We start from the raw sequence: 7,500 nt of genomic DNA, 5'->3' as shown, positions 1-7,500 counted from the left end.
CCGTTTCCGTCTGCGGAAGCAGCCCCGACAGAACGTCCCACTCTTCGTCCGAGAGCTCATGTCGCCGCACCATGCGTCATATGATGCCCCATCGAAAGCCTTTGAAGACAGACCCTAGCGGGCCGCGCGGATGCCGGACGGAGGTGCCTGCCGAGCCACCGACGCCGTTGGATGTCAAGAACGCCGCTCTGCGAATCTCGGCTCCAAGCGCTTCCGGCGCGGCAGTCACTCCGCCGTAGCGGCCACCAGTACCTGGAGGAGTACTTCCGAATGTGATCGTCCTATGCCGTGACGGCCCCGCCGGTTTCAGCGGGCCAGGAGTACCAGCGTGAGTACGGCGAGGGCGGGGATGGTCTGCACGAAGAGGATCTTGCGGGACGTTGTCGCGGCGCCGTACAGCCCGGCGACGGCAACGCAGGCCAGGAAAAAGACTCGCACTTGGAAGCCGATCGGATCGGAGGCGAAAGCACCCCACAGAAGTCCGGCTGCCAGGAACCCGTTGTACAGGCCCTGGTTGGCGGCCATTGCCTTGGTCGAGACCGCGAACTTCTCTGTTGTCCCGAAAGCGGCCCGGGCCCGGGAACTGGTCCACAGGAACATCTCCAGAACCAGGATGTAGACATGCAGGAGGGCGGGCGCGACAACTCCAACTATGGCAATAATGGACATGGTGGACACATTATGTCACGGCCTGAGCCGACTATCGCTCACGCCGATACCAGCAGTTTTCCGGCGCAGCCGATCCGCGTTCAAGGCGTTTCGGCGACATAGGGGCCCAGCGGTTCGCCTGAAGACACAGAGAGGGCATCCAAGATCATTCCGTGAAGAGCGAAGACCCGGACACCCTCGTCGCCGGACTGTACGTGAAGATCGGCGACGAGATCGGAAGGACCCGATGGCTGGGCAGGCCACCGAAGTTGCGCGATTCCGAACTCGTTTGTCTGGCTGTCGCGCAGGCTCTGCTGGGCTTCGTATCTGAGGCCCGCGGGCTGCGCTTCGCCCGCAGCGACCTGGCCGCGATGTTCCCGTACCTGCCCGAACGGCCCGGAGGCAACAGGCGGCTGCGGGCCGCGATGCCGCTGGTCAAGAAGGTGATATGCCCCTTTGTGGCGGATGCGGGCTTCTGGTTCGACAACCACTGGATTATCCACTCCACACCGGTGCCGTGCGGCATGTCGCGGCGCACCGTGAAGCAGTCGGACATGGCCGCCTGGGCCGATATGGGTGCTGTGCCTCGCACGCCCGGTTCTACTGGGGCCTGCGCCTGTTCCTGGTCTGCACCCCGACCGGGATGCCGATCACTTGGGCCCTGGCCAGTCCGAAGATCGGCGAGCGGGAGGTACTGGCCGCCATGCCGGCCCGCGAACCCGATCTGACGACGGCAGGCCATGCCTGCTCCTGACCGCCGACAAGGGCTTCGCTTCCAAGGAGTTCGAGGCCGATCTCGCCTTCCAGGGCGCGGAGCTGCTCCGCCCGTCGTTCAAGCGGGAAAGGCGCTGCAAGGGCGAGTCGGCGCGGCAATTGATCGAGTCGGTCAACGACACGTTGAAGGGCCGGCTCGGCCTGGAACAGCACGGCGGCCGCACCTTCGAGGGCGTCATCGTCCGCTTCGCCCACAGCATGCTCGCCATGGCCTCGGTCATCTGGCGCCACCACAAGACTGGAGTCCCGGTCCTGCGGTCGCTGACTGCGTTCGATCCTTGAGCACATTCGGAACTACTCGTCCACAACAACCCAAGAGCGCGGGTCGTTACCGCGACGAGTGCCCATGGCATCTGCGGAGCATGCGTCGTTCCCAGCCGATACCGCGGCAGGTGGACATTTGATGCCGTGCCGCCGTTACCTGACCTCTACCTCCCCATACTCCATACGGATGCGAAGGGCGTTTCCCTTGCTCAGCCACCGTCGGCGTTGGGTAGGGGTGAGGAGACGGAGCGGACCGCCGAGATGCCGGAAGGAGGACAGCCGTGACGAAAAGTGACTCATACCAAGGTGCGCGTCCCAGCCGGCGCGTCTTTGTGCGGGGAGCCGCAGGGGTCGTGGGGGCTGCAGGTCTGACCGGCACGATGGCGGCAGGAGCTGCTTCCGGCATGCCGGAAGCAGGCTCGGAGAATGAGAGAGTGCCGTTCCACGGTGCGCACCAGGCGGGGATCCTCACCCGGCAGCAGTCGTTCGGAGGCTTTGTCGCCTTCGACGTGCTCGCGCACGACCGAGCCGGGCTGGCGGCGCTCTTCAAACAGCTGACCGCGCGGTGCCGCACCCTGACTGCGGGTGTCACGCCCAAGGACCCAGACGTAGCGGCGGTCCGTGGCCCGGAGGACCGGCTCACCGTCACCGTCGGAGTGGGCGCCTCACTGTTCGACGGACGGTACGGGCTGGCGGGGGCGCTGCCGCCCGGACTCACCCGGATGCCGGAGTTTCCGGGGGACCGGCTCGATCCGGGCAGCTGTCACGGCGATCTCTTGGTGCAGGTCTGCGCCCAGCACCCGGACGCCGTCCTCCATGTCGTACGGGATCTGGCCCGGGAGACCAGGGGACTGCTGCGGACTCGGTGGCGGACCGACGGCTTCCTGAACCCGCCGCGCCCCGAGGGCTCCCCACGGTCGTTCGTCGGCTTCAAGGACGGCACCGCGCACCCGGACACGGCCTCGGCCCGGGAAATGGACCGGCTGGTCTGGGTCGGACCAGAGGGACCGGGCTGGGCCCGCGGCGGCACCTACCAGGTTCTGCGCACCATCCGGCTGCGGGCCGAGGCATGGGACAGGGTCCCCCTCGGCGAGCAGGAACGCATTTTCGGGCGGCGCAAGTCGACCGGGGCGCCGCTCGACGGACGCAAGGAGAGCGACCTACCTGACTACGGACGGGACCCGGAGGGGCGGGTCACACCACTGGACTCCCATGTCCGCCGGGCCAATCCGCGGACCCCCGGGAGCGAGAGCTCGGTGCTGCTGCGCCGGAGCTACAACGTCGACCGTGGCCTCGCGCCCGACGGGACGCTTGATGTGGGGCTGATCTTCTGCTGCTACCAGCGGGACATCGCCCGGCAGTTCGCGACCGTGCAGAAGCGACTGAAAGGTGAGCGGTTCGCCGACTTCAGCACCACAACGGGCGGCGGCTACTTCCTCGCGCTGCCAGGGGTGGCCGACGCCGCGGACTGGTACGGCTCCACTCTGCTCGACTCCTGAGCCCGGGGCACCACGTCCCCCGTCTGAGTCAGCCACAGTGAGTTTCCGTCGACTTGAAGTCGCAGGTCAAAGGCTGGGGTGATCGGCTTTCGGGGTGCCCGTGCTGGTTTTGGGCCTGAGTCTAGGGAGAAGATCGTCTGACAGAGGTCGGGATTGTCTTCGAAACCGAGGTCAGTCCGCGGCGGCGCTCTGGCCTGTGTACCTGGGATAGGGGGCACAGTCCGCTGCTGGCCAGCGCATGACATTCTGGGCCAGTGCTCCTGAACGATCTCTCCAGCAGCGTCGACCTCCGCCCAGTGCGCTATCAGTTCGGCGCGGTCCGCGGTGACTCGTACGACGACAACTGGCTGGTCATTGATGGCAGGGTGATGACTCCTGAGGGAAGCTGGTCCTTCGCCGAGCCATGTCTGCTCACCGATGAGGCCCGTCAGGTGTCCGGGTGGCTGCGCGCGGTGACCGCGGGGACGGTGGCCGTCACCGAACCTGATGCCGAAGGTGAACTGTCGCCGGACACGTGGTTCATCGAGCCGGTCATGGCTTTCAGCCTCGCCGATCGAAGCGAGGAAGGGGCCGCAGCGATTCGCGTTCATCTGTCTTTGGAGGCAGCGCCCCCGTGGCAACAGGGTGATGACGGGGCTGACATCTACCAGTTCGTCGTTGAGGTCAGGATGGATGCCGCGGCGCTGCTGCACGCGGCTGACCAGTGGGACCTCGCTCTGGCTTCTTTTCCGCCGCGCTGATCACCGTTCATATGCGACAACCCGCCTCACGTTCTCGCGAGATCTGTCTCCACCGGAGCCGCCACCTCACCTGACACCCCCAATACAACCGATTCGTACCCGCAGGTGCCAGGCGGTCTTTTACGATCCGGTGCATGCTGGATCCCGAGCTACTGGAACGCATCACCGCGCGCCGCATGGAACTGGACGAACTCGAAGAAAAGCTGGCCACACAGCCGGCGGAAGTGCGAGCCGAGCGAGACGAACTCGCCACCTCTGACCCGCGTTCTTGAACGGATGACCGGGCAGTTCGCCGAGGAACGCGCCTCCGTTGGGCCGACACCCGGGCAGGTGGGCGGCGGCCGGACGGTGATGCTGATCCCGCACCGCGAACCGGGCGTGGAGGAGGACTCGCTCCCGTGGGACTACCAGCGCATCATCACCGGCAGGCCGCTGGACCGGATGGGGTTGGCGAGCGCGGGTGACACGGTCGCCGCCCGCTGGCGGGACGATCCGCAGGAGGCAGTCGCCCTGGTGCTGGAGCTGACGGCCGGCGGGGAGCTGGCGGTCGATGAGGTCCTGGAGGCGGCGGTGGACGCCGTGGCGGTGTGCGGGCTGCTGACGCTGAGCGAGGCCCGTACCGTCGCAGTGTCCGAGCCGAGCAGGGCGGCCGAGACTATCTGTCGGCCGTGCCGCATTTCGCTCGCGGTCACTCTGGCCAGCGCGGACCTCGACTGAGTGGTCCGCCCCCGCGCCCGAGACGGCGAGGGCGGACGCCTGTTCAGCCGATCACGAATCGACGAATGATCACCGCCGCTCTGGCTGCCGTCCTGACCCCGGTGGCCGCTGTTCCCGCCACGTCCGCGCCCATGGCGGTGCGCGCCTACGTCGACACCCGGGTCCGTGACTGCGCGGGGGCGGGCTTCGGATGCTGCCCCGGCGTCGTGGTCCACGGTACAAGCGCGACTTCTCCTTCCGGGGGGAGAGGGGCTGGGTGTGCGCCTCCCGGGAGGGTGTCCGGTCCGGTACAGCCCGCTGGCTCGTCAAGGCGCCCGGTGGCACGTGGAAGATCGGCGGGAAGTGGAAGAGAGCGGCCCGGGTGGGCAGCCAGGTGGAGAAGTCGTGGGGCCGGGACGGGCACACCGGCCCGAAGCACCCCCACGGCACCAAGCTCCGCGTCCAGTTCCGGGGCCTCGCCACGAAGGCGTGTGTCACGCTGAAGCGATCCGGCCCGCCGGTCGTCGAGGTCCGGGGTACGGGGCGGGTCGGTGCGACGCAGCATCGAGGGATGGAGCATCCGGTCAAGTCCGCCCCGGCCCCCCGCGGTTCCGGTCCTGCCGGACAGGCCCGGCTGGTGGTTCGAGACCAAGCCCGACGGCTCTCCAGACACTTCGACAATGTCTCACCCTGGGGCGTGGCGATACCTCCATAGCGGAGTCCTGGCCGCAGTTTGAGGCGTCGGCAGTCTTCCTGCGAACTTCTCTCACATCCTCCCATCCAGCGGCTCGAACTGGCATCATCCCGGGATGACTTCACCGATATCAGAGTCGTGGACCCGCATAGAGGCTTGGCTTGCCCGTCACACGCCTCGTACATTTGCTGCTCTTGGCCCGCCGGCGGAGCGTTCGGCGATCGCCGTGGCCGAACAGGCCATCGGACAGCCGTTCCCCGAGCCCTTGGTGGAGTCCTTGCTGCGGCACAACGGCATGGGCCACTTCGACCTGCTGCCACCGTTCTGGTCTTTGCTCGATGTGGAGGGGATCACCAGAGCCTGGCAGGTACGCACGGAGATCTACGGAGATGAAGTAGCGGGAGTCGATGAAGGTGACCCAAACGGGGAGCACGGGCCGTGGTGGCATGGGCAGTGGATCCCCTTCGCTTTTGACGGCGGGGGAGACTACCTCATCGTGGACCAGCGTTCCTCCCGTCACCGGGGACGCATCGGCGATGCCGACCATGAAACAGGATGCTTTTTCCGGCACCACCCGATGTGGGCGTCGCTCCAGGCTCTCCTGGATGCGACGGCCAACGCTCTGGAGACCGGCGAGGCGGTGGACGGCTACCTGCCTGCCGTAGTCGATGAGGACGAGCTGGACTGGGAATTCTGATTTTCAGGCCCCTGCGAGGGCCCGGGGGCCGTTCGGACAGACGGGTTGCCGGGTCGGCCTTGCTGCTGGGCGGCGAGGTGGGCCTGCCGGGAATGCAGCGCCGTGAGCCGAACCAGACCTCGGTCGACAACGGTGTCTCATGAGACACCGCTGAGTCCGGAGAACGACGGACACCGCACCGCGCTGCGCCGCACCGAGGACGCGGTGGTCCTCTACGCCCGGTCCGGCCGTGTCGTCACGTCGCACTGGATGGACCTTGCCGTTCCGGCGATGCGGCTGCGGCCGGGGACGACGTTGGACGGTGAGGCGGTGACCTGGCGGGACGGGCGCCTGGATTTCGGGGCGGTCCAGGCCCGTGCCGCCTGCTCGACTGCGTTTTCTGGTTGATGTGCTGGGGTTCGCGCAGGTGGTTGCGGCGCGGGACGAGCACGGCGGTGTGGGACATGCCGAGCTGCGGTGGCCCGGGGGTGGTGCGCTGGTGTTCGGGTTCGACCCGGCATACGGACACGGTGCACGGGGTGATGCGGGCGGGTACCAGCGCGGTCTACGTAGTGAGCGATGACGTGGACGCGGTGCACCGGCGGGTCGTTGCGGCTGAGGGTGAAGTGCTGGAACCGCCGCACGAGACCCGGTTCGGGTCGGGTGCTGCGGCGTTCGTGTGCACGGTGCGGGATCCCGAGGGCAACCTGTGGACCTTCGGCACCTACCGGGGACCTTCGCCGGAGTAGAGCCCGGGGAACATCCGGGGCCCCGGCGCTGATGCCGGGGCCCCGGGCTGTGAGGTTTGGGCGGTCAGTGGCTGGCGAGTTCACCGGTGAGCTTGCCGTGGAGGTCGGCGCGCGGGTCGTTCAGACCGATGATTTCCACGGTCTTGCCGCGTTGCTTGTACTTGGTCTCCATGGCGTCGAGGGCGGCGACGGAGGAGGCGTCCCAGATGTGGGCGGCGGAGAGGTCGATGATGATCCGGTTGGGGTCGTCGGTTGTAGTCGAACTGTCCGACGAGGTCGTTGGAGGAGGCGAAGGACAGCTCGCCGGTCACGAAGTACACGACACTGCTGCCGTCGGGGTCGGTGACGGCGCGGACGCGGGCGAGGTGGGCGACGCGTCCCGACTGCCTCGATGCCGCCCCGTCGGCCGACAGCGGGGAACGCGAAGCGCTCCTGGGACGCATGGGCGTCTACGAGCAGGCCGCCGCCCGGAAGATCGAGGACCTGCGCACCCAGCTGACCCGCGCGGAAGACTTCGCCGCCATACCCTCCGCACCCACCTCGAACACACTCCCGCCTCGGAGACGCCCCCGGCGAGAACACCGCTGCCCGAGCTGCGGATAAACCAGAGGGTCAAGCGCCGACGGCCTCCGTCGGCGTGGCCATCTGCCCTCACGCGGTACGGTTAACTGATCGTTTCAGAATGAAGTTTGTTGCAACCCTTGGCAGGTGGTTCACATGTCGGCAGGATCTGCTGGGTGTCTGCTGATCTTGTGTCTGA

The 7,500-nt window shown here is 67.3% G+C and carries 8 protein-coding genes and 2 pseudogenes; 8 read left to right on the top strand and 2 right to left on the bottom strand.

Features of this window, described 5'->3' with window-relative positions; genetic code table 11:
• Window positions 1–306 precede the first annotated feature (306 nt).
• A complete protein-coding gene (locus ACIQMU_RS31440; RefSeq protein ID WP_402690237.1) occupies window positions 307–669 on the bottom strand; it encodes a DUF1304 domain-containing protein in 363 nt (120 codons plus the stop codon).
• A 152-nt stretch (window positions 670–821) separates the two neighbouring features.
• Between ACIQMU_RS31440 and ACIQMU_RS31435 the strand changes: the two are divergent.
• From ACIQMU_RS31435 to ACIQMU_RS31400, 8 genes and pseudogenes are all read left to right on the top strand, one after another.
• A pseudogene (locus tag ACIQMU_RS31435) lies at window positions 822–1,704 on the top strand (IS982 family transposase).
• Between the two features lie 335 nt (window positions 1,705–2,039).
• Window positions 2,040–3,185 carry a Dyp-type peroxidase gene (locus tag ACIQMU_RS31430; RefSeq protein WP_352244088.1) on the top strand — a complete coding sequence of 382 codons (1,146 nt, stop codon included), beginning with the start codon at window positions 2,040–2,042 and terminating at the stop codon, window positions 3,183–3,185.
• Between the two features lie 254 nt (window positions 3,186–3,439).
• Complete coding sequence (locus ACIQMU_RS31425; protein ID WP_352244089.1) at window positions 3,440–3,925, top strand: hypothetical protein; 486 nt, start codon at window positions 3,440–3,442, stop codon at window positions 3,923–3,925.
• Window positions 3,926–4,059: 134 nt separating this feature from the next.
• Window positions 4,060–4,197, top strand: a complete 138-nt coding sequence (locus tag ACIQMU_RS31420) for a hypothetical protein (protein WP_352244090.1) — start codon at window positions 4,060–4,062, stop codon at window positions 4,195–4,197.
• A 4-nt stretch (window positions 4,198–4,201) separates the two neighbouring features.
• Entirely contained in the window at window positions 4,202–4,642 is a 441-nt protein-coding gene (locus ACIQMU_RS31415) for a hypothetical protein (protein WP_352244091.1), read from the top strand.
• A 788-nt stretch (window positions 4,643–5,430) separates the two neighbouring features.
• Complete coding sequence (locus tag ACIQMU_RS31410) at window positions 5,431–6,012, top strand: SMI1/KNR4 family protein (RefSeq protein WP_402690236.1); 582 nt, start codon at window positions 5,431–5,433, stop codon at window positions 6,010–6,012.
• A 132-nt stretch (window positions 6,013–6,144) separates the two neighbouring features.
• Window positions 6,145–6,399, top strand: a complete 255-nt coding sequence (locus ACIQMU_RS31405; protein WP_352244093.1) for a hypothetical protein — start codon at window positions 6,145–6,147, stop codon at window positions 6,397–6,399.
• Window positions 6,399–6,740: a VOC family protein gene (locus ACIQMU_RS31400; RefSeq protein ID WP_402690235.1), complete on the top strand. Its 342-nt coding sequence runs from the start codon at window positions 6,399–6,401 to the stop codon at window positions 6,738–6,740. Before ACIQMU_RS31405 ends, ACIQMU_RS31400 begins: the two co-directional genes overlap by 1 nt.
• Window positions 6,741–6,804: 64 nt before the next feature.
• Here ACIQMU_RS31400 and ACIQMU_RS31395 read toward each other — a convergent pair.
• Window positions 6,805–7,117: pseudogene (locus ACIQMU_RS31395) on the bottom strand (STAS domain-containing protein); the annotation flags it as partial.
• Window positions 7,118–7,500: the final 383 nt, after the last annotated feature.

Source organism: Streptomyces sp. NPDC091649 (assembly GCF_044756785.1).
Classification (GTDB): Bacteria; Actinomycetota; Actinomycetes; order Streptomycetales; family Streptomycetaceae; genus Streptomyces.
This window is presented reverse-complemented; position numbering and strand designations above follow the sequence as displayed.

What these genes read in the sequence shown, in the direction of transcription:
- ACIQMU_RS31410 (WP_402690236.1), top strand. Translation starts at nt 5,431, where the DNA reads ATGACTTCACCGATATCAGAGTCGTGGACCCGCATAGAGGCTTGGCTT.
- ACIQMU_RS31420 (WP_352244090.1), top strand. Translation starts at nt 4,060, where the DNA reads ATGCTGGATCCCGAGCTACTGGAACGCATCACCGCGCGCCGCATGGAA.
- ACIQMU_RS31400 (WP_402690235.1), top strand. Translation starts at nt 6,399, where the DNA reads ATGTGCTGGGGTTCGCGCAGGTGGTTGCGGCGCGGGACGAGCACGGCG.
- ACIQMU_RS31440 (WP_402690237.1), bottom strand. Translation starts at nt 669, where the DNA reads ATGTCCATTATTGCCATAGTTGGAGTTGTCGCGCCCGCCCTCCTGCAT.
- ACIQMU_RS31415 (WP_352244091.1), top strand. Translation starts at nt 4,202, where the DNA reads ATGACCGGGCAGTTCGCCGAGGAACGCGCCTCCGTTGGGCCGACACCC.